Origin of the sequence: Nocardia cyriacigeorgica, from assembly GCF_010858045.1 — a bacterium.
GTDB classification, from domain to species: Bacteria; Actinomycetota; Actinomycetes; order Mycobacteriales; family Mycobacteriaceae; genus Nocardia; species Nocardia cyriacigeorgica_E.
Genome location: NZ_JAAGVC010000020.1, coordinates 25,965 through 50,121, shown reverse-complemented (window position 1 = coordinate 50,121; position 24,157 = coordinate 25,965). Strand labels below are relative to the sequence as shown.

Below are 24,157 nucleotides of genomic sequence, written 5' to 3'. Positions count from 1 at the left end.
CGTCTCGCGTCTGCGCCGCCGCTGCGTACGCCGAAGGCAAGCAGCGGTGGCGCGGACGCGAGACATCCGGGAGCCGTGAATACGCGACGCCGCAGGCGGCGCCGCAAGTTTCAGCCCAGGCGCTGCTTGAGGGCCTCGAACTCGTCGCGGACACCGGACGGCAGCTTGTCGCCGATGAATTCGAACCACTCTTCGATGAGCGGGATCTCCTTCTTCCACTCCTCGGCGTCGACCTTCAGCGCCTCGTCGACGTCGGCGGGATCGACGTCGAGGCCCTCCAGATCCATCTGGGCGGCGGTCGGGACGTTGCCGATCGCGGTGCCCTCGGCCTCGGCCTTGCCCTCGATCCGGTTGACGATCCACTCCAGCACACGGGAGTTCTCGCCGAATCCGGGCCACAGGAAGCGGCCGTCGTCGCCGCGACGGAACCAGTTGACGTAGAAGATCTTCGGCAGCTTGGCCGCGTCGGCGTTCTTGCCGACGTTGATCCAGTGGTTCAGGTAGTCACCGACGTGGTAGCCCATGAACGGCAGCATGGCCATCGGGTCGCGGCGCACGGTGCCGACCTTGCCCTCGGCGGCGGCGGTCTGCTCCGAGGACAGGGTGGCGCCCATGAAAACGCCGTGCTGCCAGTCGAAGGACTCGGTCACCAGCGGGACGGTGGTCTTGCGGCGGCCGCCGAACAGGATCGCCGAGATCGGCACACCCTGCGGGTCGTCCCATTCGGGCGCCAGGATCGGGCACTGCGACATCGGGGTGCAGTAGCGCGAGTTCGGGTGGGCGGCGAGGGTTTCGGTCTCCCGCAGGTACCAGTCGTTGCCCTTCCAGTCGATCAGGTGATCGGGCTCGCCCTCCAGGCCTTCCCACCACACGTCGTTGTCGTCGGTCAGCGCGACGTTGGTGTAGACGGTGTTGCCCGCGTCCATGGTGGCCATGGCGTTGGGGTTGGAGCTGTGGTTGGTGCCGGGCGCGACGCCGAAGAAACCGAACTCCGGGTTCACCGCGTAGAGGCGGCCGTCCTTGCCGAAACGCATCCAGGCGATGTCGTCGCCGAGGGTCTCCGCGCGCCAGCCGGGGATGGTCGGCTGGATCATCGCGAGGTTGGTCTTACCGCAGGCGCTGGGGAACGCGGCGGCGATGTAGTAGGCCTTGTTCTCCGGGGAGATCAGCTTGAGGATCAGCATGTGCTCGGCCAGCCAGCCCTCGTCGTGCGCCATCGCCGAGGCGATGCGCAGCGAGTAGCACTTCTTGCCGAGCAGTGCGTTGCCGCCGTAGCCGGAGCCGTAGGACCAGATCTCGCGGTCCTCGGGGAAGTGGGTGATGTATTTGGTGTCGTTGCACGGCCACGGCACGTCTTGCTGGCCCTCGGCCAGCGGCGCGCCGACGCTGTGCAGCGCCTTGACGAACGGGCGGTCGGTACCGAGCTTCTCCAGCGCGGCGGCACCCATCCGGGTCATCACCCGCATGGAGACGACCACGTACTCCGAGTCGGTGATCTCCACACCCAGCTTGGGGTCCTCGGCACCGAGCGGGCCCATGCAGAACGGCACCACGTACATGGTGCGGCCCTTCATCGAGCCGCGGTACAGCTCGGTCATGGTGGCGCGCATCTCGGTGGGGTCGACCCAGTTGTTGGTCGGGCCCGCGTCGGCCTCGGTCTTGGAACAGATGTAGGTGCGCGATTCCACGCGCGCGACGTCGGAGGGGTCGGACAGCGCGAGGAAGGAGTTGGGCTTCTTCTTCTCGTCGAGCTTCTTGAACGTGCCCGCCTCGACCAGCTGGGTGGTCAGACGGTCCCATTCGGCGTCGGAACCGTCGGCCCAGACCACCCGATCAGGCTGAGTCAGCTCGGCGACTTCCTGTACCCAGGTGAGCAGTTCGCTGTGTTCGGTCGGCGCTTTGCCGTCGGATCCACGAAGACCAGGAATGGTCGCTGAGGTCATGAAAACTCTCCTGAGATGGGCGGTTCTGCGGTGTTTCGATCCTGGCCCAATCGGCGCGTGACCAGCCCCGAACCACCGAGCGCCACCATTGGCTGGATGGCACCCGCTACAGCCCGTCGATCGCGCCGGCCGGCTGGACAGCGCACAGGGCGAAGCGGACGCCCAGGTTCCTGTCTAGAGGTTAACGCGATATGACGAACCGTACGGAATCGGGTTCCTCATAGGTACCCCCGATCATTGCCGATCATTCGTCCCACGTCCGGCCGACGCCATCCAGTGATCGATGCTCTCGATATCGCGTTCACAGGCCGCGAGCTGACCGGGTTGTTCGGCGATGTAGCGGCGCAGCCGGGCCTCCAGCTCGGCGGCCTTACGGTCCACCTCCACCATGCGTTCGGTGCTCGCCCGCACCACCCGCTCCGACAACTGCGATTCGGCCTCCACCATTGCCGTGCCGACCCGCTGCTCGAGCTGGGCTTTTACATTCACGAGGGCATCGGCGACCCACTGCCGGAGGTGATTGCGATCGGCGAGCTGGCCGCGCGCTCGCACCACCCAGGCGGCCACGCCTGCGCCGAGCAGCAGCGTCACCGGAACGCTCGCCACATCCAGCGCGGGCACCAGACTGAACGGCGAGACCACCAGTCGGCCGAGGCCGACACCGGCCGACGCGCCGAGCGCGATCATGAGGTGATCTTCGACACCCCGCTGCCGCGGCTCGGGATCCGGGCCCACTCGCGGCGGCAGATCGCGACGCGCCGGGCCCGGATCGGGGCCGCCGACGCGCGAGGCCAGTTCCGCGAGCCGGTGCTCGATATCGACGTCGACGGCGGCGGCCAGTTCGGTCACCGCCTGTTGCAGCCGGTCCGGATAGTCGCCGATATCGGAGCGGCCGAGCCGGTCGAGTTCGGCCCGCGCCGCGGTGTGCAGGGCCCGCACCCTGGCGCCCACCTCGGTCATCAGATCCAGCCGGGCCAGGTGCAGCTGGCTGCGCAGGTTGGACATGGCCGCGGCCCTGCCGCCGTCGCGGCCGGCGAGCAAGGTGGCACGTTCTTCCCGCAACCGCATCGCCGCGGTACCCGCGCGCAGCGCGGCGACCTGTTCGACGATGCGGGCCCTGGTGTCGGTGAGCACCCTGGTGCGCACGGCGGCCAGCCGGTCCGCGCCGTCGCCGGCGGCGCCGAGGGTGGCCGCGGTGAGCTCCGCGTGCAGCGCGGCCAGCCCGGAACGATCCAGCAGGGCGGTATCGCCGGAGGAGCGCGCGGCCACCGCGAGGCGGGCCGAGACCGGGACGATATCGATATCGGTGATGCCCTCGCCCGCCAGCAGCGCCAGATCGCGTTCGCGCACCGCGCGCCAATCCTGATGAGCGTGGATGCCGTTCATGGCCAGCAGCACCCTGGTGCCGCCGGCGCGGAGCCCGCGCACCATGTCGAGGACGCCGGCGCCGAGGGTGGTGCCCGCGTCGAGCAGGATCAGCGCCACCGCGGCGGGCGCGTCACCCGACGGTGAGGTGGTCTCGACAGCGGCGCGGGCGTCGGCGACCGGATCGGTCAGATCGACATGCGGTTCGAAGCGGGCCAGTTCGGTCCTGAGCAGTGTGGTGTTGGCGTCATCGGGCCCGATCAGCACCACACCGGAGGCGTTGCCGTTGCCGCTGACGGCACGCAGCAACGCCATCCCCTGCGGATTCCATCGCTGCACCACCGCTTCCAGCGCCGCGGGCAACGCGGCGATCGACGCGGCGGAATCGGTGCGCGAGGGGTGTTCCGGGGGATCAGAGACCGGCACTGCTCATTCGCTCCCATAGCCGGACGTAGCCGTTGTGCACCCGCACCGCGGCGCGGCGGGCCGCCGGCGGCATATCGCTGGAGACCAGCGAACGCCAGCGCGCGGCCCGGTCGAGGGCGTCGTCGGCGTCGGCGGGCGCGGGCGAGGGATAGCCGGCGGCCAGATGCGCGACCGACGGATGGGCAAGGCCCGCACACAGACCGGTCCACAGGGCATCGTCGCCGTAGAGGTAGTCCTCGAGGACGTCACGTGCGCGGCCGCCGTCACCGGGGACGGCGCGCGCGGCCAGCCGGGTGAGTTCGTCGAGCAGCTCGCCGCCGCGCTGGGCCGAGACCTGCTCGTAGCGGCGGTGCAGCAGCTTGTGCAGTGGATCGACGGCGCTGGCGGCGTGCAAGATCTGCAACAGCGCCTGGCCGGTGATCTCCGGCTGATGCCGGACCACGGTGAGCGCGCAGTTGACGCCGTACAGATCCCAGCGCTGCAACAACTGGGTCCGCTCGGCGACGTCGGGGCCGGCACTGGGCGCGGTGAACAGGTCCGGCGAGAGCGTGAAGGCCGGATCGGTATTGCCCGCATGCCTGCGCAGCGTCGCCAGATCGGCCTCGGTGACGGCGCCGGCCCTGGTGCGCACCGCGAGCGAGGCGACAACGGGCAACACCTGGCGGCCGAGCTCGCGGCCGTACTGTTCGGCGGCGAGGACGGCATCGGCCCATCGAGCGCCGACCGCGTCGGCCTTGTTGAGCACGACGATGGTCCGGTCCGGCGGCAGCGAGCCGATGATGCGCGCATCGGCCGGGCCTGGCGCGGCGGCGAGCACGTAGACGATGATGTCGCCGTCGAGCACCGGATCCGGCAGGCCGGGTTCATCCACCGGGCCGGTCTCCACCGCCGACATCAGCGCCAGCGCGTGCAGCACGGTAGTGCGGCCGGTGTGCGCCCGGCCGGTGACCTGGATGCGCGGCGGCATCCGCCAGCGCTCCACCGCGAGCCCGGCGTGGTAGCCGATCTGCGGGTCGTTGCCCTGGCCTTGGCGCAGGGCGTCGAGCAGTTCGTCGAGTTGATCGCGCTCACGCGTGCGCTCACGTCGGTCGAGCATGGTTCCATCCGGTCCGGCGGCGTTCGGCATCGGTGCGCACCCCCCTGTCGAGTTCTGCGGGCATTGTCTCAGAAGTCGGGGCCGGGGCCGGTGCGGGCCGGTTCACGAACCGCTGACGTATTTGTTCACCGTGCGCACCGCCCAATTGGGTGCGTATTTCGCCGCGGTGGCGAGCAGTTTCGCCTGCGCGCCGATCTCGTAGTGCACCCGCGGCAGCCTGCCCTGCTTCCTGGTGGCCGACCAGATGCCTGCGGCGACGTCGTCGGCGGTCAGCCGCACGCCGAGGGAGCGAGTGGATTTGGTGGTGACGCCCTCGACCATCGCGGTGGCCACGAACAGCGGCCAGATCGCGATCACCCGGATGTCGTGGTGTGCCCATTCCAGATCCAGCGCCTCGGTCAGGCTTTTGACCGCGGATTTGGTGGCGCCGTAGCTGGCGAGTTCGGGCTGGCCGTAGATCGCCGAAGCCGAGCAGAGGTTCACCACCTGGGCGCCCGGAGTGTCGCGCAGATAGCGGAACGCCAGGTGGGTGCCGTTGATGACGCCGCCGAGATTCACATCGACGATGGTCTGATGCTGGGCGAGGTCGATCGATTCGAACGGCCCGGCGCGCAGAATGCCTGCGTTGTTGATCAGGATGTCCAGTCGTCCGGCGTCGTCCCAGAACTCGGCGAGCCGCTCGGACCATGCTGTGGTGTCTGTCACATCGAGGAGTCCGGTGCGCACGCTGCCGCCCGCTTGGCCGATATCGGCCGCGAGCCGCGTCAGCCCGACCTCGTCGACGTCGTAGGCGCCGACGCGATAGCCCTGGGCAGCGAAAAGCAGCGCCGTGGCGCGGCCGATGCCCGCGGCAGCGCCAGTGATGAAAACGGTCGGACCACCCATGGCAGGAAGCGTAATGGGCTCGGCCACACTGTGCCGTACGATCCGCCGGGGGCTGGCCCGGCGAATGCCGGGTAACTTACCCTGACCGGACGGTCGGCACCACAGTCGGTGCGTAGCTTGACTTTTCGTTCACGACGAGCGGGCGGCACACGCGCGGCGCCGGACCGCGCGGCGGCGAGACGCCGCTGGAAGCGCCCGAGATCGTGCATCGGGCCTCGACGAGGAGGTTGCGATGACTCGCGACAGGGCGAAGCGGCCGCAGGCCGCCCCCACGACGACCATCGGTGCCGCGGACAAGCCGGCGCTGCTGCCGAGCCGTGACCCGTTCCACCGCCCGCCGCCCGGATTCGCCGACCAGCCCGCGGGCACCATTCTGCGCAGCCGCGAGGTCGAGGTGGCGCTGTTCGGCGTGGTGCCGCAAAAGGTTTCGGCCTGGCAGCTGCTCTACCGCAGCTGCGATCTGCACGGCACTCCCGAGGCCGCGGTCACCACCGTGCTGTTGCCACACGGCGCCGAACCGGCCGAATCCCGCCCGTTGCTGGCCTTTCAGTCCGCAATGGACGCGGTCTCGGAACGGTGTTCGCCGTCCTATGCCCTGCGCCGTGGCGCACATGCGCTCGGATCGATCACCCAGCTGGAATGGCTGCTGGTGGCGAACGCGCTGCGGCGCGGCTGGGCGGTCAGCATCGCCGACCACGAGGGGCCGCGCGGCAATTTCGGCGCGCCCCGCGAACCCGGCTACCGCGCCCTCGACGGCATCCGCGCCGCCCTCGCCTTCGCGCCGCTCGGCCTCGGCCCGGACACCCGAATCGCGGCGTGGGGCTATTCCGGGGGCGGTATGGCCAGTTCCTGGCTGGTGGAGATGGCGCCGACCTACGCACCCGAACTCGATATCGCCGGTGCGGTGCTCGGCGCCCCGGTGGGCGATCCCGGTCAGGTTTTCCAACGGCTCAACGGCGGCTACTTCGCGGGCCTGCCCGCCATCGTGATCGCGGCATTGCGCCGGATATATCCGGCGCTCGGCGCGATCATCCAGAACGAACTCACCCCGGACGGCCACAAGCTGGTCGCCCGCGCCGAACGCTCGACCACGCTCGCGGCCGTGCTCGGCCTCGCCAACAAGAAGATGGACGACTACCTGCCGCGTCCGCTCGACGAGATCCTGGCCGCGCCGGAGATGCAGGCCATGCTCGACGATCTGCGGCTGGGCAACACGGCGCCGAAATGCCCGGTGCTGGTGGTGCAGCCGGTGCACGACCAGGTGATCCACATGGACGGCATCGACGGCCAGGTGCACCGCTACCGCAAGGGCGGCGCCGACGTCACCTATGTGCGCGACCGGCTCAGCGAGCATTTCTCGCTGCTGCCGCTGGCCACCCCGATCACCCTGGACTGGCTCGACGCGCGGCTGGCGGGCAAGCCCGTCACCGAGGCGCGCGACGCCACGGTCTGGTCGGTGCTGGCCTCGCCGGTGGGTGTGCGCGGGCTGCTGGAAATGGCGCGCACAGCGGTGCTGGTCGCGTTCGGGCGTCCGCTGCGCGCGCCGCAGCCGCCGGTGACCGAGGTCGCACAGGCGAAAGCGGCCTGAATCCGGGCCGATGGCCGCAGGCGGTTGAGCCGGGCCCGGCCGATTCGGCCCGGCCCGCCCGAGCCGGTCAACGCGGGTTTACCGGGCGCGCGACCCGATAACCACGCGGTCGCCTGCGCCGTAGAACACCCGATGCTGGACAATGGAGGTGTGAACGACGCCGCGAACCATACAGACGAGTCAGTTCCGGTCCCACCGTCCACAGCATCGGCTCCGGCTGAGGCAGGCCGGCGGTCGAAGACCGGGTCCCGCCTGTATCCACGGGTGACCAGTTTCCGGTCCCGCCGCGGTGCTCTCACTCCCAACCAGCAGAAATCCTGGGATCGCACCTGGCCGCTGATCGGTCGCGACGTGGCCGACGAACCGCTGGATGCCGACGCCTGGTTCGGCCGCTCGGCCCCGCTGGTCATCGAGATCGGCTGTGGCACCGGCACCGCGACCGCCGCGATGGCGCAGGCCGAACCGCACCTGAATCTGATCGGCATCGAGGTCTACCAGCCGGGCCTGGCCCAGCTGGTGCAGGCCATCGAACGCGAGCAGATCGGAAACATCCGGCTGCTGCGCGGCGATGCCGTTGATGTGCTGGAGAACATGATTGCCGAAGAGTCGCTGACCGGCGTGCGCGTGTTCTTCCCCGATCCATGGCCCAAGGCCCGCCATCACAAGCGCAGGCTGTTGCAGCCCGCCACGCTCGCGCTCATCGCCAATCGGTTGAAGCCGGGCGGTGTGCTGCACGTCGCGACCGATCACGCGGGTTACGCCGAGCACATCGCCGAGGTCGGCGCCGCCGAACCCCTGCTGACCGGCTTGAACGAGACCACCGGCGGGGTCAGCGCCGAGCATCGCGACAGCGCGCCGATCGGTTTCGAACGCCCGGTCACCAAGTTCGAGGGCAAGGCCCATCGCGCCGGTAGCGCCATCACCGAGTTCATATGGGGGAAGATCGAATGATGAGCGTCAGTGAGATGGCAGCGGCCGCGGACGAGGTTGCCGGCGAGGTGCGCGGCGCCGACACCGCCGATATCCGCCGAGTGCTGTTGGTCTGGGACGCCCCCAATCTGGACATGGGTCTCGGCGCCATCCTCGGCGGCAGGCCCACCGCCGCCTACCGTCCGCGTTTCGACGCCCTCGGCCGCTGGCTGCTCTCGCGCACCGCGGAACTGTCGGTCGGCGCCGGACAGCGGGTGGAACCCGAGGCGACGGTGTTCACCAATATCGCGCCGGGCACCGCGGATGTGGTGCGGCCGTGGGTGGAGGCGCTGCGCAACGTCGGTTACGCCGTCTTCGCCAAACCCAAGATCGACGAAGATTCCGATGTCGACGCCGATATGCTCGCCCATATCGCGATGCGCCGCCGCGGTGCAGGGCTGGCCGGCATCATGGTCGCCTCGGCCGACGGGCAGGCCTTCCGTGAGCCGCTCGAACAGATCGCCGCCGACGGCGTGCCCGTTCAGGTACTCGGCTTCCGCGAGCACGCGAGCTGGGCGGTCACATCCGATACCCTCGAGTTCGTCGATCTCGAGGACATTCCCGGCGTGTTCCGTGAACCGCTGCCACGGGTTAGCCTCGACTCGCTGCCCGACGAGGGTGCCTGGCTGCAGCCGTTCCGGCCGCTGTCGGCGCTGCTCACCTCTCGCCCCGCACAAGGAGTCGCTTAGTGTTCACCCGCTGGGGCGATCTGGTCTACCGACTACGTTTCGCCGTCATCGGCGTCGTCGTGGCCGCATTGCTGGCTCTCGGCGGCTACGGTCTCGGGCTCGGCGACCATTTGAGCAACAGCGGATGGGACGACCCCACCTCGGAATCGGCCGAGGCGGCGCGGATTTCCGACTCGGCCTACGGCCGCGATCACACCAGCGACGTGATCGTGCTGTACACCGCGCCCGAGGGCACAACCATCCAGGACCCGGAGTTCAGCAGCAAGATCATCGACAGCCTGAACCGGCTGCCGCGCGAACATCCCGAGCAGATCGCCAAGGTCAACGGCGCCTACTGGGCCACCGAAACCGGTCCGGCGCAACCGAGTCTGTTCGGCTCCAAAGACGGTAAACACACCTTCGCCTCCATCGCCATCGTCGGCGACAACGACACCGATATGGTGCGCAACTTCCGTGCGGTGAAGGACGCCTTCTATATCGACGGCGTCGACGTGCAGGTCGCCGGCCTGCAGGCGGTGGCGGGCACCCTCAACGACACCATCGCCAGCGACTCCAAACGCATGGAGGTCCTGGCCATTCCGGCCGTGGCGATCCTGCTGTTCTTCATCTTCGGCGGCGTGGTGGCCGCCTCGCTGCCGTTGATCGTCGGCGGTCTGACGGTGATCGGCGCCAACGGCATCGTGATGGCGTTGACGAACTTCACCGACGTCAACTCCTTCGTCTCCAACGTCGTGTCGATGATCGGCCTCGGTCTCGCGATCGACTACGGCCTGTTCATCGTCAGCCGGTTCCGGGAAGAACTCGCCGAGGGTTACGACACCCCGGCCGCGGTCCGGCGTTCGGTGATGACGGCCGGGCGCACCGTGGTGTTCTCCGCGACCATGATCATCGCCAGCCTCGGCGGCATGCTGCTGTTCCCGCAGGGCTTCCTGAAATCGGTGGCCTACGGCACCATCGCCACGGTTTCGCTGGCCGCACTCACCTCGATCACGCTGTTGCCCGCCATGCTCGGCATTCTCGGGCCGCGGGTGGACAAGTTCGGGCTCAAGTGGTTCCGCAAGACCAAGACCGCCGAGGAAGTCGAGAACGGTTTCTGGGGTCGCTCCACCCGCTGGGTGATGAAGCATCCGCTCAAGATCGCCATCCCGATCACCATCCTGTTGCTGCTGCTGATCATCCCGGTGAAGAACCTGCAGTTCGGCGGCATCAACGAGCGGTATCTGCCGCCGGACAACCCCACCCGGATGGCGCAGCAGAACTTCGACGAGATCTTCCCGCTGCGCAAATCCGATCCGGTGCAGCTGATCATGGTCTCCGACAACAGCACTTCGGTCGGCAAGGTCTGGAAGCAGGCCAGCGAGGCGCCGGGCCTGGCGGGCAAGTTCGAGGTGCCGTCGCGCTCCACCGAGCGCACCGACGTCTACCGGACCACGGCGACGCTGATCGACTCCGAGGACTACCGGCCGACCATCGAATACCTGCGGGCGATGGAGGTTCCCGACGACGTCCGGCTGCTGGTCGGCGGGCAACCCGCGTTCACCATGGACAGTATCGATGCGCTGATCGATCGCATGCCGCTGATGATCGCGTTGGTGCTGTTCGTGACCACGGTGCTGATGTTCTTGACCTTCGGCTCACTGGTGCTGCCGATCAAGGCGGCATTGATGAGCGCGCTCGGCCTCGGCTCCACGCTCGGCATCCTGACCTGGATCTTCGTCGACGGCCACGGCGCCGATCTGCTGAATTTCACGCCGCAGCCGATCATGTCGCCGGTGCTGGTGCTGATCATCGCCGTGGTCTACGGCTTGTCCACCGACTACGAGGTGTTCCTGATATCTCGCATGGTGGAAGCGCGCGCACAGGGCGCCTCCACCACCGAGGCGGTGCGCATCGGCACCGCGCACACCGGCCGCATCATCACCGCGGCCGCGTTGATCCTGCTGGTGGTGACCGGCGCGTTCGCGTTCTCCGATCTGGTGATGATGCAGTACATCGCCTACGGCATGATCGCGGCGCTGTTCATCGACGCCACCATCCTGCGCATGCTGCTGGTGCCTGCCACCATGAAGCTGCTCGGCGACGACTGCTGGTGGGCACCGGCCTGGATGAAGCGCATTCAGCAGAAGATCGGGCTCGGTGAACCGATCCTCGACGACGAACGGCCCACCCGCGGCGAGGTCGTCGACCTGGTGAAGACCACGCCGATCACCGACCCGGTGACCATGCAGATGCCCGCCATGCCGGAAAGCCAGCAGCGTAAGACGCCGCGGCGTCCGCGCACGGTGGAGGAGATCGAGGCCGAGGCGCCGACCCAGCGCCTGGATGCCCTTCCGCCGGATCCGAACCGGCCGCGGGGCGCGTCGTCGACCCAGCACATTCCGATGCCGGTGCCGCCGGATCCGACCAGGCCGCGGGCGGCGCACGCGACGCCGCCGGAGCCGGAGTCCGATGCGGGCGAGGCCGGCGGTTCGACCTTGCGGTTGGCGCCGGATTCCCCGCAGCCGCGCGGGTCCGAGCGCGTCCGGCCGCCGCGCGGGGTTGCCCCCGGGGCAGCCGGTGACGTCGCTTCGGTGTCGGAATCCGGTGTCATCGGAGGTTCGGGCACGCCGAGCTCCCCGGAACCGGCGCCGGGCCGGTCCGCCGATGCGGGCCCGAACCATTCGCCCGAATCCGCTGCGGGCCCATCCGCTTTCGGCGGGCACTTCGGCCCCGCCGATCCGACTCGGCCGCGTCCACATCCGCCCGAGCAGCCGTTCGCGCCATTCGGCGAGACTCCCGCCGCGACGGAATCCGCTCGGCCGCACCACGATCCGTTCGGTGCCGAACAGGGTCGCGCCACGTCCAACGGAACTGCCGAACCGACCGGCAGGCAGGCCGACCCCGCGCCCTCCCATCGCGCGGAGCAGGCGCCGGGGGACGCGACGGCAACCGCGTTCTACCGGGTGCCGGCACCCGGACAGCCCGCACCCGACCGGCTGCCTCCGCTGCCCGGTTCCGCGCCGGAGGGCGAATCCGCGCCCGCACCGCAACCGCATGCGACACCGCGTCCGCTGCTGCCCCGTGTCTCCACGCCGGGTGCTTCCGCGGGTCCGGCACCGGCGCCCGATGAGTCCGAGACGACGGAAGTGCCTGCGCAGCCATCGGATTCGACGCAGGCGGCCGAAGCCGAACCCGGCGACGACAGCCGTAGCAGCATCGAGAACTGGATGGCGGAACTCCGCTCCTCCCGTCGCCGCACTCCGCCGCCGGACCAGGGGCGGCACCATTCCGGTGATGGGCGCACGGTCAGCGTGAACGAGCTGCTGCGGCGGCGCGAGAGCGAGTAGTCGCAGACCCGCGGCCGTGCGGCTGCCGGGCTCCCGTCTACCTGCCCTACGACGTCGGCGGGTTCTCGCTGCTCGCGTCGGCGAAGGCGCGAGCGTAGCGGGTGCCTGCCAGCAGGAGCAGCACCCCGACGATGAGGAAGGCGGCCACCCGCACCAGGCCGTCGAGCGTGGCAAGGTCGAACAGGAACAGTTTGGCCAGGGCGGCAGCGGTGACCAGCAGGCCGGAGCCGAGGGCCAGCTTGGCCACCGCAGGCGAGCCCGCCAGTTTGCGCAGGCCGTACAGCAGCGCGGCGGTGGCGGCGACCATCCAGGCGATGGTGGCGGCGCTGTGGCCGATGAGGAAGCCGTCGGACGCGCCGGAGGCCACACCGATCGACACCGTCGCCACCGTCACCGCGTACAGCCCGCACAGGCTCGCGGCGACCCAGAGGACCACGTCGGCGATATCACCGCCGATACCGGGCAGTCTGCGCACCGCCCACACGCCCGCCGGCACGACGGCTAGGGCGAGCAGGGCCGCCAGTAGCGTCGCGCTGTCCAGCTGCTGTTCGGCGAAACGTTGCACGGCAAGGGTTTCCGGGGAGGCGCTGTCCAGGAAGACCAGCGCACCGAGCGCCGCGAACATCACACCGATTCCGGCGGCCACCGGGTTCCGCAGTTGCCCGGCCACGGCGAGGAAGCCGAGCGCGACCAGCAACAGCGCGACCGGCAGGGTCTGCACATCGGTCACCCCCAGGCACGCCTCGAGCAGAGCGAACGATCCGGCGACGGCCGCAGCGATCGCGGTATGCGGCGGAATGAACCGGCGCAGCCGCTGATTCGGCGCAATCGCGGTTGCCGCCAGACCGAGCAGTACCGCGGCGAACACCGCGGCAGCGAACACCGAGGTGCGGCGTTCGAACATCACCGGCGCTGCCAGCAGCGGAATCGCCGCGATGGCGAGGGTGACCGTCGCGGTGATGTCGCCGGAGCGCTCGCGCACCGCGAGTACGGTGCCGACCAACCCGACGGCGGCGATCGCGACCGCCGCCGTGAGCAGCCAGTACAGCCGGGCCCGCTCCGGGTTGTCGAAGGTGGCGACGGCGATCGCGGCCAGCGTGGCCAGCACCGCGGGCGCGGTCCGGATGACGTGCAGAATCGGCCAGTTGCGCGCCAATTGCACCGGCACACACGCGGCTTGCAACACGATCAGGAATCCGAGCAAGGCCAGTTCCACGGTCAGCACTGGCGACAACACCGCCGCGCCGGCCACCACAAGCACCGCGAGAGTCTGCGAATTCCACCGCACCGCCAGCCACACCCCGCCCGCCGCGACAGCCGACGCCAGTGCCAGCCCCACCACCGGCGGCAACCACTCGTACACCGTGGTCACCCCGACCACATTCAGATAGCCGCCCGCAATACCGGTGGCCGCCAAGGCGATTCCGCCGACCTGCCCGCCACTGCGCGCGTACACCCGCACCCCAGCCCCCACCAGCGCCGCCGAGAACGCCACTCCGGCCGCCACCCGGGGCACCGGCCCGAAGAACCCGGCCTGCGCCGCCAGCACCAGCAGCATCACCACCCCGATGAGGGTCACTCCGACCCCGGCCACCGCAAGCACCCGGCTGATCACGCCCTCCTGCTGCCACCACGGCGTCCGCTTCGGCGCCTGCGGAGGACGCCACGCCTGCCCCGCCGGCACGCCCCAGCCCCGCCCTCCCGGCGGAACCCCATACGGAATCCCGGTGCCACGCGGCGCCCAACCCGGCTGCGCGAAACGCCCGGCCGGTGGCGGAAACCCGCCCGCCTGCGGCCCATAAGGGCCGGGAGTCGCAAAGGTGCCGCGCCCCGGCACCGCACCCTGGTGCGCCGCGGAGCCCGCCTGCGGCTGGGAGGCGCCCGGTCCGGGGACCGCGGGCGCGTCCGGGGGTACGGGCGCACCCGGCGACCCGGGCGCGCGCGATGGCTCGGTCGCCGGTTGTGAAGTACCCGAAGCAGTAGGCGTCCGGTCGGCGCCCGGCTGAGCGTGGTCGCGGCCAGATGACGGCCGGTCGGCATTCGACCGTTCCCGGCCAGCGCCCGCCTCCGCCTCCTCGACGCCCGCCCGCGCCTCGTCTACGCCGGACTGTGTCTCGGCAACGCCCGACTGTGTCTCGGCAACGCCCGGCCTAGCGCCCTCGACGCCCGCCGACGGCTCGACGTCACCCGATCGCGCCTGGTCAACGCCCGGCCGGGCATGTTCGACGGCGTCCGATCCTGCCTCATCGGCGGTCGACCGTGCGCGCCCGACGCCCGCCGACGGCTCCACGACACCCGGCGACACCTGACCGGCACCCGACTGCCGCCGGCCGACACCCGGCTGTGGCGTGCCGGCCACCGGGTGCTTTGCGGAGAGCCCGGCGTCAGGCACGGATGAGCCGGTGGCGGGCTCCCCGGCCGCACTGTCCGCCCGCTCCGACGCGACCTGACACCGCAGCAGTTCCAGGTCACGCCCCAACGCCCACATCTGATCGCCGAGCGCCTCGAACTCTCCCGACAACCGCGAGATCAGCACCGGATCAATAGCTGTACTCATGCTTCCAATGCTGAGTTCGACAGGCATGGAACACATGAGTAGAAACACCCGGCAACAGACGAATATCTACGCGAATCCGCTGGTAAAGGCACTGCGGGCGTTCGATGGCCGACCCACCGGGGCTACGGACCGGCCAGCTGTCGCGTTCGACTGTCCCAGGCGTCCCGCAGCATCAGCCGCGTGGCCCCGGCCGGCGGTAGGTCTACGTCATAGGACGCTGTCTCCGCCCGCCTCGTTCGCAGGGCCGAGCACCGCGCCGGCAATCGCATTCAGGCCGTGCGCGGGGCTGTTCAGGAGCGCGGCGGGCCCTCAGAACCCCATGAGCTTGCGCCAGTTCGACATGAACGGGTGCTTGGCGGTGACGGAGCCGAAGCGGGTGCGGCCGTGCACGATCAGGTGCAGGCGGCCGATGGGTGGGCCGGTGCGGACCTTGTTGTTGGCGCTGGAACCCACCAGATCGAGGCCGTTGAGGTCGACGGTGGCCTCGCTGGGCACGATCAGGGTCAGGCCGGTGGCGTAGTCGTCGACGTGCAGTTCCACCACCTGGGTGGACATGATCGCCTCGGTGAAATCCAGAGTGACCGAGGAGAGCACGTTATTGGTGTGCAGCACAGGCGCTACCTGCCAGGGGCCGCGCCGGCTGAGTGTGGCGAGCCTGCCGCGGATGACGTTGCCAGGATGCTGCGGCATGGGCGCGAGGTGCGGCGTCGACGGCCCTGTCAGCGGCCGTGGCGCGTTCACAAAGGCGGTGGACGGTGCTGCGGGCTGCCCGACCAGTCGGACGCCGGGCAGATCGATGAGCACGGAGTTCAGCTCGCCGCGGGTCTTGGCGGCCAGCGCCGTATCCATCCGCTCGGTGAACTCGCCCAGCGACAGCATTCCCAGCCCGACGGCACGTTGCAGCAGCTCGCCGACGTGTTCCCGTTCGGCATCGGAGACCCGCAGGTCACGATCGCCTACCGGCCCGCCGGAGCCGATACCTGATGAAACCGAATCGGGGCCGCCCATGGGTCCGAGGTTACCGAGAAACCGCCCGTTCCGGCATCGGGGCGATCCCCGATTCCGGCACCCCCGGCATCCTCCGGAAGTCGTACGATCGCCGCCCACAGCGTTGGCGACCCGCCGCACGACACAGCACCGAACTGCCGACCGGCAACGATACGACCGCAACGATCAGCTGGGCGAACTCCCGACACCGACCCCGATAGGCCGAGCGCGACGCCCTACTCGAGCCCTTGCTCGATGGCATACCTGGTCAACTCGACCCTGTTCGCCAACTGCAGCTTCCGCAGGGTCGCCTGCACATGGTTCTCCACGGTGCGGTGCGACAATCCGAGCCTGGACGCGATCTGCTTGGCCGACAACCCTTTCGCCACCATCCGCAGCACCTCGGTTTCGCGTTCGGTGAGCGCGGGCCGCGGCGGCGTGGCCGGGTCGGCGGGCGCGGTGGCGATGCGGCGGTACTCACCGAGCACCAGCCCGGCGAGTCCGGGTGTGAACACCGCTTGACCGGCGGCGGTGGCGCGCACGGCATCGCGCAGTTCCGCCGACGACGCGCTCTTGACCAGATAGCCGGTGGCGCCCGCCTTGATCGCGTCCAGCACATCGTCGCGTTCGGCCGACGCCGACAGCACCAGCACCCGGCTGTCCGGCGAGACCCGCAGCACCTCGGCGGTGGCCTGCGCGCCATTGCCGTCGGGTAGTTGCATATCCATCAGCACCACATCGGGTCGCACGGCGGCGGCGCGTCTGGTCGCCGCGCCCACACCGTCCGCGGTGGCCACGACCTGGAACCCGGATTCGGTCAGGTCACGGGAGACGCCGTCGCGCCACATCGGGTGGTCGTCCACCACCATCACGGTGATCGCGTCCTCGCTCATCGGCTACCTCCCTCTCGATCGGCCACGTGGCACCCGGAATTCCCATTCGGTGCCGAAGCCGACGCCGCCGGTCTCTTCGGTCAGCAGTTCCGCCGTCCCGCCGAGTGCTCCGATCCGGCCGACGATAGAGCGTGACACGCCCATCCGCCCCTCCTGTTCGGCCTCGGCCAGCCGGCCGGGTGCGATGCCGACGCCGTCGTCGCGGACGCTGACGATCACCTCGTCGCCGGTGTCTTCCAGCAGCACATAGGCTTTCGCGTCCGGCCCGGCGTGCAGACCGACATTCGACAGCGCGGTCGCGACCGCGGCCGCGATCTCGGTGGCGACCCAGCGCCGCACCGGTACCGGATCACCTGGCGTGGACACGAAGACGTCCGGCGTGGCGTGTTCGGTGAGCAGCGGCCGCAGATCGACCTCCGCCCCGCCCTCGTCGGCACGTGCACCCTGCTCGGAGATCAGCACCCGCAGCGCCACTTCCTGTTCACCGGCCCGCTGCGCGAGTTCCGCGGTGGGTCCGCCGATTTCGGTACCGCGACGTGTGATGTAGCTGAGCACCTGCAGCACGCCGTCGTGTACCTGACGGGCGAGCCGTTCGCGTTCTTCGGTCGCCGCGTTCAGCCGAACCGCCCGCTCGAGCTGACGTTGCGCGGTACGCGCGGTGTTGGCGGCGAGTCCGAGCGCCAGCCCCACCGATACCAGCACCGGCGCGGTCGCATCGGTCCACACATCCTGACCCCACTGGTCGCGCACGGTGATGCTGGCGGCGGCGATGAGCATGCCCGAACACACGCCGAACACCGGCCCGCGCAGGATCGCCGCCGAGATCACGGCATTGGTCGCCCACAGCGTGGTCGGCAGGGTCTGGTGGCCGTGATACCAGTCGTAATCGGCGACCAGCCGGGTCGAGGCCATCAGCGCGATCACCACCGCATGGTCGCCGAACACCACCCAGCCGCGCAGCCGGAGGGCGTCGGGGAAATGCCACTGCGACAACATGATCGCCGAGACGCCCGACCACACCGCCATGCTCGCGATCAGCACCCAGCTCAACCGCTGGTTCTGGTAGTAGGGCACCGAGGCGATCTGCTGGCCCACCGCGTACAGCAGCGTCACCAGCCGGAAGGCCTGCGCCGCCCGCCACAGCGGGGCGGTGGCGGTGTCTGCGGAGCTCGGTTCAGTCGTCCGGGGTGGCGTCATCGCGGGTCCCGGTGTCGTCGGTGCGGCCCGGTTTGTCCCCACCGGATTTCCCGCCGAGTTTGCGCTGCGCCTCGGCCAGGATGGCCCCGACATCGAAGCGCCCCGGCTCGGGCACATCCGGCTCCGCCGAATACAACCTGCCGTCCTCGTCGGTGCGCAGCTCCTCGAACAGCTCCTCCGGATCCTCGGCCAGCAACGATCGGATCGCGGTGTTCATCACCGCGACGAACGGCACCGCGAGCAGACCGCCGGCGATCCCGCCGAGCACCACGCCCGCGGTGATGGCCAGCACCACCGCCAGCGGATGGATGCTCACCGCCCGCCCCAGCAACAGTGGCTGCAACACATGCCCCTCGAGCTGCATCACCGCGATGATGATGCCGAGCACGATCAGCGCCGTCACCAGGCCCTTGGTGACCAGGGCGATGAACACCGCCACGAACCCGGCCAGGAACGCGCCGATGATCGGGATGAAGGCGCCGACGAACACCAGTGAAGCCAACGGCAACGCCAGTGGCACCCCGAGGATGGCGAGCCCGGCGCCGATACCGATGGCGTCGACAGCGGCCACCGCCACCGTCGCACGCACGAACCCGACCAGCGATCCGAAGCCGAGCTCGCCGGCCGTCCGCACCCGCTGCCGATGCGGCGTCGGCACGATCCTGGTGATGAAATGCCAGATCTGATCGCCGCTGTAGAGGAAGAAGATGAGGATGAACAGGGTGAGGAAGGTGCCGGTAAGGATGTGGCCGATCACCGTCGCGGTGGTGAGCGCCCCGCTGGTGAGCTCGTCCTGATTGGACTGGATGGCCTTGACCGCGGTGTCGCCCGCGCTGCGGATCTGATCTTCACTGAGGTGGATCGGCCCGTTGATCAGCCAGTCCTGCACCTCTTTGATGCTGTTGGTGAACTGATCGGTCAGCTGGGGCACGCCCTCGACGAACTGCTCGACCACGAAGGTGAGAATCCCGGCGACCAGCCCGAGCGAACCGACCAGCACCACGAACACGCCGACCGAGCGCGCTATCCCCAGCCGTTGCATCCAGTCCACCAGCGGCGCCAGCAGCGCGGCCGCCAACAACGCGATGGCCAGCGGAATCACCACCGTCGCCAGCCGCTGCACGACCATGGCCAGCACGGCGACCAGCGCGAAGATGACGAGCAATCGCCACGCCCACTCCGCGCTCACCCGCACGATCGGATGCACCGCGTCGGCCGCCGCCGACGCTCTCCCCTCCCGCTGTGCCGCCGTCTTCGGCGTCGATCCCGCGGAACCTGACTTCGGCTCGGTCACCCTGGAGAGCTTATCGGCGCAACACCGCCACGCAGAGGATAGATGTTCGAAACGCTAGATTGGTGATCGTGTCAGCGCCCTTGGAAGCGGTCAAACAGACCATGCATACGCGCTGGCCGCTGTACCTGACGTCGATGCTGTTGGCCAATGCCTTCGGCGCGGTGCTGGTCTGGGCGTTCATCCAGTACGGATTGCCCATACCCGAAGGTGAGGCCGCCGGACCGCGCCAGGTGGGCCTGCTGATCCCGGCGCTGGTCTTCGTGATCGGCGGCCTGCTCAGCGTGGTCGCCTCGGCGTGGATGCTGCGGCCGGTGATGCGGTGGCAGGTGCGCGGAGGCCCGCCGAGCAGGCAAGAGCAGATGGCCGCGCTGCACGCGCCGCTGCGGCAGTCGATCCTGCACCTGGCGCTGTGGATCGTCGGTGGCGCGGTGCTGGCCTCGCTGATCATCGTCGACACGCCCGAACTCGCCGGTGCGGTGATCGTCACCGAATGTATGGCCGCGACCATCGTCTTCGGCTTCACCTACATGCTCGGTGAACGCATCCTGCGCCCGGTGGCCGCCGAAGCACTCACCGCCGGCACCTTCGACCACACCTTGACCCCCGGTGTCGGTACCCGCATGGCCATGACCTGGGGCATGGGCACCTTCGCGCCGACCATCGCGATCGTGCTGCTGTGCGTCACCCAGATCTCCTCCGACATCAAATTCTCGGCGCAGTCGCTGGCGGTGTCGATTCTGCTGCTGTGCGGTGTGGTGATCATGCAGGCGCTGGCGTTGTCGATGCTCACCGCCTCCAGCATCTCCGACCCGGTGCGCCAGCTCAGCCAGGCCATCGACCGGGTGCAGGCCGGCGCGCGGGATGTGCAGGTCGAGGTGTTCGACGGCAGCGAGATCGGGCTGTTGCAGGTGGGCTTCAACCGGATGATGGAGGAGGCCGCCAAACGTCAGCAGCTCCAGGAGCTGTTCGGCCAGCACGTCGGCGCCGAGGTGGCCCAGCGCGCGCTGGACTACGGCACCGAACTCGGCGGTGAGACCAGGTTCGTCGCGGTGCTGTTCGTGGACATGGTCGGCTCGACCGCCACCGCCGCCGAGCGCCCGCCCACCGAGGTGGTGAGCCTGCTCAACGAGTTCTTCCGGGTGGTGGTCGACGTCATCGATCGCCACCACGGCTTCGTCAACAAGTTCGTCGGTGACGCGGCCCTGGCGATCTTCGGCGCGCCATTGGACCGGCCGGACGCACCCGCCGCCGCCCTGGCCGCGGCCAGGGAATTGCGTGAGGCCCTGCGTGAGGTGCACGGCCTGGATATCGGTATCGGCGTTTCGGCCGGATTGGCCGTCGCGGGAAATATCGGTGCGGCCAATCGATTCGAATACACCGTCATCGGAGATCCGGTCAACGAGGCCTCGCGGCTGACCGAGCTGGCCAAAGACCAACCCGGGCGGGTGCTCGCATCCGGCTCCGCGCTGTATTTCGCCGATGAAAGCGAGCAAGAGTTTTGGGTGACCGGCGACGAGGTACAGCTGCGTGGACGGCGCAGAAAAACCAGATTGGCCTGGCCCAAGAACGGCGCCGAGGCCACCGACGATGCAGACGAAGAACAGGTGCGTTCGTTAGGCTGACCGCGTGACGGCCAACGGCGCTCCAGCAGGCGATTCTGTCTCGCCTGCGGCTGCTGCCGCGCCGGTTCGGCGCAATTTCCGGTGGCTGAAATGGGTCGCCGGTGTGGCGTTGCTCGCATTATTGATCGGCGAGGCCATCTATCTCTGGCCGCGTCTGCACGAATCGTGGCGCACTCTCACCGAAATCCATTGGGGCTGGGTAGCGCTGTGCATCGCATTCCAGGCGATGTCGATGAGCGGATTCGGTCGCGTGCAGAAACAGTTGCTCGGCGCCGGTGGTGTGCGGGTCAGTCAACGCAAATCGGTAGCCGTCGTCTATGGCGCGACGGCGATGTCGGTGACGCTGCCCGCCGGCCAGGTTTTCTCCACCGCGTTCACCTACCGGCAGACCCGGCGCTGGGGTGCGAGTCCGGTGGTCGCCTCCTGGCAGCTGGTGTTCTCCGGTGTGGTCGCCGCGGCGGGCCTGGCGTTGCTCGGCGTCGGCGGTGCACTGCTGGTCGGCAATCGGGTGGGGCCGGTGAAACTGATCGTCACCGTGCTGGCCATTGTCGCCCTGGTGTGGGCGGGCAATTACATCTCCAGCAATCCCGGTGCGCTCGAAACCGTCGTGCGCCGAGTGCTCGCGCTGGTGAATCGGGTGCGCAAACAGCCGCCCGACCATGGAATGTCCAAAGTCACCGACATGCTGGCGCAGCTGGAATCGGTCGACCTCGGTACCCGTGACGGTGCCTGGGTGGCCGGATGGGCGGTGGTGCACCGCATCGCCGACGTCGCCTGTCTCGGCGCCGCCTGTTACGCCATCGGCGGCGACCCGAAATGGGCAGGCCTGCTGATCGCTTTCGCCGCGGGTAAAGCCGTCGGTTCGATTCCGTTCGCGCCCGGCGGCATCGTCTATGTGGACGCGACCTTGATCTACGGTCTCACCGCCGCCGCGGGATTGCCTGCCGCGCAGGCGGTGGCGGCGGCATTCGTCTACCGGCTGGTGAGTTTCATTCTGGTGGCGATCATCGGCTGGATCGTTTTCGCGTTCGGTTTCCGCACCAAACAGGCCGACGAGGTGGAATACGAAAAGGAATTCGAGCAGCGCCGCACCGTGTAGCCGTGGCGTGGCCGGGGATTGATTGAAACGAACACTAAGCTGGCCGGGTGAGGATTTTCCTGCCGTTGGTGGTCGATGCCCTGCTGGTGGTGCTGTTCTGCGCGATCGGACGGCAAAGTCACGACGAGGCGGTGCTCGCCGGATTGTTGCGGACGGTCTGGCCGTTCGCGATCGGGTTGGCGGTCGGCTGGGCGGTGGCGGTGATCGCGGCCGGCCGGATGTACGGCGAGGGCGCCCGTTTCGATGGCAGTTCGCTCTGGCCCACCGGGGTGCTGGTCTGGCTCGGCACCCTCGCCGGCGGCATGGTGCTGCGTTCGATCAGCGGCCAGGGCACCGCGTTCAGCTTCGTGCTGGTGGCCTCGGCCGTGCTGGCGTTGTTCCTGCTCGGCTGGCGAGCCGCCTGGAACGCGATCAACTGATCGGGTTCCAGGCTCCGGTGTTCTGATACGAGAGCGGTTCAGGGCTCGGGCTTGGTGAACGAGCGGAACATCCGGGCCGCCATCCGCACCGCTGCGTCGCCGCCATCGATATTGTCGATGTGGACCGCGAAGGCCAGATCCCCCATCGTGGCGATCAACCAGCCGTCTTCGCCCGCTTCGGCGACGAAGCCGGTGACCCCGCCGTACATCCGAAGCTCTTCCATCCTCGGATCGTTCATGCCGTCGCGCATCATGGTGCGCAGCCGATCGGTGACCGGGGCAGGCAGCGGTTCCAGCTGAGCATCGGTTTCGCTGGGCCGTCCACGCTCGATCATGGGCGGCGGCACCGAGCCGCGCGCGATGGTCGCGGCGGCGATGGCCATACCGAAGGGGCTGGCCAGGACCGCATCGGCGCCCGCGCCCTGCCGGACCTGCTCGGCGCTGCGTCCGGAGATGGCCAGCCGTCCGGTGACCTCGTCCAGACCCGGTACCCGGAAATCGACGCCGATGCCGAGTTTGGCGGCCGCCTCCGCGGCCTCCTGCACCGAGACGTCGGCCGGCGCCTTACCTTTTTCGACGGCCACGATATTGCGGAACAGCTCGATGTTCGCGCCGATCGGGTACAGGCCGGTGAACGCCACCGGCCCGTGCTCGCTGGCATAGCCGTTCTGGGCGACCGCGACCACCGCACCGGTGGAGGGCTGGATCGCCACCAGCGACGCCGGGCTCGCCACGCTGACCACGGCATCCAAGGCAGCACGCTGCAATTTCTGGTCCATGGTCGCGGCGATATCGGGCCCTGCGGGGCCCTGTTCACCGGCCAGCTGGGTGATGAATCGGCCGTCCTTCTCGAACAATTGGACGGCCCAACCGGAATGCGCCTGCTGGCTGTCCTCCCAGACCTCGGCCAGCCCGTCCAGCATCGGGGAACGCACCCGCCGGTCGACGGAGATCACCCGCGGCTGCTTCTCCATCACCACACCGGGAATGGGCGCCATCCGCGGTTCGAGGATGTTGAAATCGCCGTCGCGCAGGCTGACCGCGACGATCGGCTTGCCCCCGGAGGAGGCCAGCTGCTGCATCAGATACGGCCCGGTGATCAGCGAGGCGACCGGTTCGATGGCGTCGGCGAGCGCATTCGTCGAGGCGACCGGATCGGGCATGAGCGCAGGATCCAGTTTGATCACGTTGATGTTCTGCTCGGCCATCAGCGGTTCGCCGACGATATCGACCACGCGCGGTGGCGGTTTCGGAGTGGTGCGCACCAGCTTGACCTCGCGGGTGTGGCTCAGCTGCGGCATCACGATCGCGGGGTCCCAGGAGATGCGCCAGCCGATGGCGAGCTTACGGACCGAACCTTCGATGCTGTAGGACCAGTTCTTCTTTTCGCCGAAGCTCCAGTCGACGTCCATGCTGAACAGACCGGAGGCGGGGTCGAGCTCGATGAATTGGGTTTTCTCGTAATCGACTTCGCCGGATTCCAGGCCCTCGAACATTTGCTTCAAGGTTGCCGAGGCCGCGGTGGGGTAGGACGTCAGCTCCGCGGCGGCCGCGTAGTCGTGCTCGTCGAGCAGCTCGGTGAACCGTTCGACGACAGCCTCGGCTTCGTTCGGCTGCTCACCCAGACCACACGATCCCATCGCGAATACCAGAGCCGCCACCCCCGTGAGGGCCAGTGCGCCCCGGAAGCGAAAGCGGCGGGATCCCCACACATCCATGTCGCCCACTCTTCACTCTTGTCACTCCAGTAACAAGACCACCGTACCTGAAAAATCCCTGTTTGCGGCGCCCCCCGAGCCGGG

General features: G+C 68.9%; 17 protein-coding genes. 7 read left to right on the top strand and 10 right to left on the bottom strand.

What is annotated here, in order from left to right; translation table 11 throughout:
* Window positions 1–110: 110 nt before the first annotated feature.
* From GV790_RS17975 to GV790_RS17960, 4 genes are all read right to left on the bottom strand, one after another.
* Window positions 111–1,943 (bottom strand): phosphoenolpyruvate carboxykinase (GTP), encoded by a 1,833-nt coding sequence (locus tag GV790_RS17975; RefSeq protein WP_163814486.1) that lies wholly within the window; start codon window positions 1,941–1,943, stop codon window positions 111–113.
* 234 nt (window positions 1,944–2,177) lie between these two features.
* Complete coding sequence (locus GV790_RS17970) at window positions 2,178–3,734, bottom strand: hypothetical protein (protein ID WP_163814485.1); 1,557 nt, start codon at window positions 3,732–3,734, stop codon at window positions 2,178–2,180.
* The gene (locus GV790_RS17965) at window positions 3,721–4,830 is read right to left on the bottom strand and encodes a hypothetical protein (protein ID WP_163814484.1); all 1,110 of its coding nucleotides are present in this window, start codon (window positions 4,828–4,830) and stop codon (window positions 3,721–3,723) included. Before GV790_RS17965 ends, GV790_RS17970 begins: the two co-directional genes overlap by 14 nt.
* A gap of 102 nt (window positions 4,831–4,932) precedes the next feature.
* Window positions 4,933–5,715 carry an SDR family oxidoreductase gene (locus tag GV790_RS17960; RefSeq protein ID WP_163814483.1) on the bottom strand — a complete coding sequence of 261 codons (783 nt, stop codon included), beginning with the start codon at window positions 5,713–5,715 and terminating at the stop codon, window positions 4,933–4,935.
* A 232-nt stretch (window positions 5,716–5,947) separates the two neighbouring features.
* Between GV790_RS17960 and GV790_RS17955 the strand changes: the two genes are divergently transcribed.
* The 4 genes from GV790_RS17955 (at window position 5,948) to GV790_RS17940 (ending at window position 12,287) form a co-directional block, all read left to right on the top strand.
* Window positions 5,948–7,303 (top strand): lipase family protein, encoded by a 1,356-nt coding sequence (locus GV790_RS17955; RefSeq protein WP_163814482.1) that lies wholly within the window; start codon window positions 5,948–5,950, stop codon window positions 7,301–7,303.
* Window positions 7,304–7,435: 132 nt separating this feature from the next.
* A complete protein-coding gene (trmB, locus tag GV790_RS17950; RefSeq protein ID WP_163814481.1) occupies window positions 7,436–8,254 on the top strand; it encodes a tRNA (guanosine(46)-N7)-methyltransferase TrmB in 819 nt (272 codons plus the stop codon).
* Window positions 8,254–8,961, top strand: a complete 708-nt coding sequence (locus GV790_RS17945) for an NYN domain-containing protein (protein WP_036541350.1) — start codon at window positions 8,254–8,256, stop codon at window positions 8,959–8,961. The genes trmB and GV790_RS17945 overlap by 1 nt, the downstream gene beginning before the upstream one ends.
* On the top strand, window positions 8,961–12,287 hold the full coding sequence (locus tag GV790_RS17940) for an MMPL family transporter (RefSeq protein ID WP_163814480.1): 3,327 nt from the start codon (window positions 8,961–8,963) through the stop codon (window positions 12,285–12,287). Before GV790_RS17945 ends, GV790_RS17940 begins: the two co-directional genes overlap by 1 nt.
* 46 nt (window positions 12,288–12,333) lie before the next feature.
* On the opposite strand, the gene GV790_RS17935 is transcribed toward GV790_RS17940, so the two are convergent.
* The 5 genes from GV790_RS17935 to GV790_RS17915 form a co-directional block, all read right to left on the bottom strand.
* Window positions 12,334–14,844, bottom strand: coding sequence for a DUF2339 domain-containing protein (locus tag GV790_RS17935; protein ID WP_256673371.1), 2,511 nt, complete (start codon window positions 14,842–14,844; stop codon window positions 12,334–12,336).
* 309 nt (window positions 14,845–15,153) lie between these two features.
* Window positions 15,154–15,852, bottom strand: coding sequence for a DUF1707 SHOCT-like domain-containing protein (locus tag GV790_RS17930; RefSeq protein WP_163814479.1), 699 nt, complete (start codon window positions 15,850–15,852; stop codon window positions 15,154–15,156).
* 215 nt (window positions 15,853–16,067) lie between these two features.
* Entirely contained in the window at window positions 16,068–16,724 is a 657-nt protein-coding gene (locus tag GV790_RS17925; protein WP_163814478.1) for a response regulator, read from the bottom strand.
* A gap of 3 nt (window positions 16,725–16,727) precedes the next feature.
* The gene (gene macS / locus GV790_RS17920; protein WP_178128076.1) at window positions 16,728–17,921 is read right to left on the bottom strand and encodes a MacS family sensor histidine kinase; all 1,194 of its coding nucleotides are present in this window, start codon (window positions 17,919–17,921) and stop codon (window positions 16,728–16,730) included.
* A complete protein-coding gene (locus GV790_RS17915) occupies window positions 17,899–19,128 on the bottom strand; it encodes an AI-2E family transporter (RefSeq protein WP_163814523.1) in 1,230 nt (409 codons plus the stop codon). The genes macS and GV790_RS17915 overlap by 23 nt, the downstream gene beginning before the upstream one ends.
* 188 nt (window positions 19,129–19,316) lie before the next feature.
* On the opposite strand from GV790_RS17915, the gene GV790_RS17910 reads away from it, so the two are divergent.
* From GV790_RS17910 to GV790_RS17900, 3 genes are read left to right on the top strand one after another with little or no spacing between them, the layout of a single operon-like run.
* Window positions 19,317–20,837 (top strand): adenylate/guanylate cyclase domain-containing protein, encoded by a 1,521-nt coding sequence (locus tag GV790_RS17910; RefSeq protein ID WP_175585936.1) that lies wholly within the window; start codon window positions 19,317–19,319, stop codon window positions 20,835–20,837.
* 4 nt (window positions 20,838–20,841) lie between these two features.
* Window positions 20,842–21,936: a lysylphosphatidylglycerol synthase transmembrane domain-containing protein gene (locus tag GV790_RS17905; protein ID WP_163814477.1), complete on the top strand. Its 1,095-nt coding sequence runs from the start codon at window positions 20,842–20,844 to the stop codon at window positions 21,934–21,936.
* Window positions 21,937–21,983: 47 nt separating this feature from the next.
* Window positions 21,984–22,355 (top strand): DUF3054 domain-containing protein, encoded by a 372-nt coding sequence (locus tag GV790_RS17900; protein ID WP_163814476.1) that lies wholly within the window; start codon window positions 21,984–21,986, stop codon window positions 22,353–22,355.
* A 38-nt stretch (window positions 22,356–22,393) separates the two neighbouring features.
* On the opposite strand, the gene GV790_RS17895 is transcribed toward GV790_RS17900, so the two are convergent.
* Window positions 22,394–24,073 carry an NTF2-like N-terminal transpeptidase domain-containing protein gene (locus tag GV790_RS17895; RefSeq protein WP_178128075.1) on the bottom strand — a complete coding sequence of 560 codons (1,680 nt, stop codon included), beginning with the start codon at window positions 24,071–24,073 and terminating at the stop codon, window positions 22,394–22,396.
* Window positions 24,074–24,157: the final 84 nt, after the last annotated feature.

Excerpts from the sequence above, each read along its gene's own strand:
- GV790_RS17975 (WP_163814486.1), bottom strand. The coding sequence starts at position 1,943 with ATGACCTCAGCGACCATTCCTGGTCTTCGTGGATCCGACGGCAAAGCG.
- GV790_RS17965 (WP_163814484.1), bottom strand. The coding sequence starts at position 4,830 with ATGCTCGACCGACGTGAGCGCACGCGTGAGCGCGATCAACTCGACGAA.
- GV790_RS17960 (WP_163814483.1), bottom strand. The coding sequence starts at position 5,715 with ATGGGTGGTCCGACCGTTTTCATCACTGGCGCTGCCGCGGGCATCGGC.
- GV790_RS17955 (WP_163814482.1), top strand. The coding sequence starts at position 5,948 with ATGACTCGCGACAGGGCGAAGCGGCCGCAGGCCGCCCCCACGACGACC.
- trmB (WP_163814481.1), top strand. The coding sequence starts at position 7,436 with ATGCTGGACAATGGAGGTGTGAACGACGCCGCGAACCATACAGACGAG.
- GV790_RS17945 (WP_036541350.1), top strand. The coding sequence starts at position 8,254 with ATGAGCGTCAGTGAGATGGCAGCGGCCGCGGACGAGGTTGCCGGCGAG.
- GV790_RS17935 (WP_256673371.1), bottom strand. The coding sequence starts at position 14,844 with ATGAGTACAGCTATTGATCCGGTGCTGATCTCGCGGTTGTCGGGAGAG.
- GV790_RS17930 (WP_163814479.1), bottom strand. The coding sequence starts at position 15,852 with ATGGGCGGCCCCGATTCGGTTTCATCAGGTATCGGCTCCGGCGGGCCG.
- GV790_RS17925 (WP_163814478.1), bottom strand. The coding sequence starts at position 16,724 with ATGAGCGAGGACGCGATCACCGTGATGGTGGTGGACGACCACCCGATG.
- macS (WP_178128076.1), bottom strand. The coding sequence starts at position 17,921 with ATGACGCCACCCCGGACGACTGAACCGAGCTCCGCAGACACCGCCACC.
- GV790_RS17910 (WP_175585936.1), top strand. The coding sequence starts at position 19,317 with ATGCATACGCGCTGGCCGCTGTACCTGACGTCGATGCTGTTGGCCAAT.
- GV790_RS17895 (WP_178128075.1), bottom strand. The coding sequence starts at position 24,073 with ATGGATGTGTGGGGATCCCGCCGCTTTCGCTTCCGGGGCGCACTGGCC.